The organism is Leptospira montravelensis (assembly GCF_004770045.1).
In the GTDB taxonomy this organism is placed as follows: Bacteria; Spirochaetota; Leptospiria; order Leptospirales; family Leptospiraceae; genus Leptospira_A; species Leptospira_A montravelensis.
In genome coordinates this window covers 1-1,171 of the sequence record NZ_RQFO01000019.1, presented here as the reverse complement: position 1 = coordinate 1,171, position 1,171 = coordinate 1, and the positions used below count along the sequence as shown (strand labels likewise).

The window sequence follows — 1,171 nt, the reverse complement described above, 5'->3', positions numbered from 1 at the left end:
TAACGAACTAGGGGAGACGACGTTCCCTGACCCTGAGTCCCGAACGGGACGTTAGGGACTGGCACGTAGCTTGCGTATGCGAGCGAGTGACAGAAAGGGAATGTGGCGTAGCCCAAGCAAGGCCGTGAGTGCCGCAGCGCAGCGTTTCCCCGTTGTTATACGACGTGCGTTTAGCTTAGTTTGTTTTTCTATGTTCTGTCAATCCAAACTTCTTTAATCCAGCTTGCTAAATCATCCCATTTTTCATCGCTTATTCCATCATGGGACCAATATACTACTTCGTTAATATTATTTAGGCAGTAATAATTCCCATTGTCCTCACAAATTGGAAGTAGGTTTTTTGGAACATTCATTTTAGTCCAAGCTTCCTTTGCAACATTAACTATAAATGTATGGCTATCTTTTGGAACAATTGTACATGGTTCTAAGGTTCCAACAACAACGTCACTTGCTTCTAATAAAAATTTTTTATAATCAGATGAAAATGTATTTTCTAATTCAAGTTCAACTTCAGAGATTTCTTTTTGAGTAGGTAGTTGATAAGGTAATGGTACTTGCTCGTTAAGTTTTCGTAATTTTTTAATTACTTCATCAATTGTCATTTTAATTTAGCGGTAATTATTTATTTTTTATTTTTTTGAAATTGAAGGAAACTTGAAAAAAGTATTCTATTTGAAATTTTTATAGCAGATAGTTCTAGAGCATTCACTTAAACAAGATAATTTTATTTTTTTAGATATATCTGAGTCGACTGAATTCGTAAAAATGCTAAAAAACATAGCGTAATTAGGTATATTGTTACAACTTTCGTAACATTTCTTCTTTTCTTCACAATCTTGAAATAGGTAGTCCCTATTAATTGTATAGTCATATTCAGGTTTAAACTTTTCCTTAGCTCCAATTGCTTTTGTGTAAAGGATTGATGAAAGTAAAAGAATAATTGGAAGATTAAAGATATATTTCATAGATGTTTCGGTTTTCCTTTCTGAGATTACTTATTTACAAGATTGGTGTTTAGCATGTCGTATAACGAACTAGCCTTAACGACGTAGGCTGACCCTGAGTCCCGGAACGGGACGTTAGGGACTGGCCACGACACTTGCGAATGCAAGGGGAGTGCCAGAAGCCTATGTGTCGCAGACCGAGCGAGGCCGTAAGTGCCGAAGCGAAG

General features: G+C 36.7%; 1 protein-coding gene. It reads right to left on the bottom strand.

Annotated features, from left to right (window positions below):
- Positions 1–188: 188 nt before the first annotated feature.
- Positions 189–602, bottom strand: a complete 414-nt coding sequence (locus EHQ31_RS18320) for an SMI1/KNR4 family protein (protein ID WP_135568300.1) — start codon at positions 600–602, stop codon at positions 189–191.
- Positions 603–1,171: the final 569 nt, after the last annotated feature.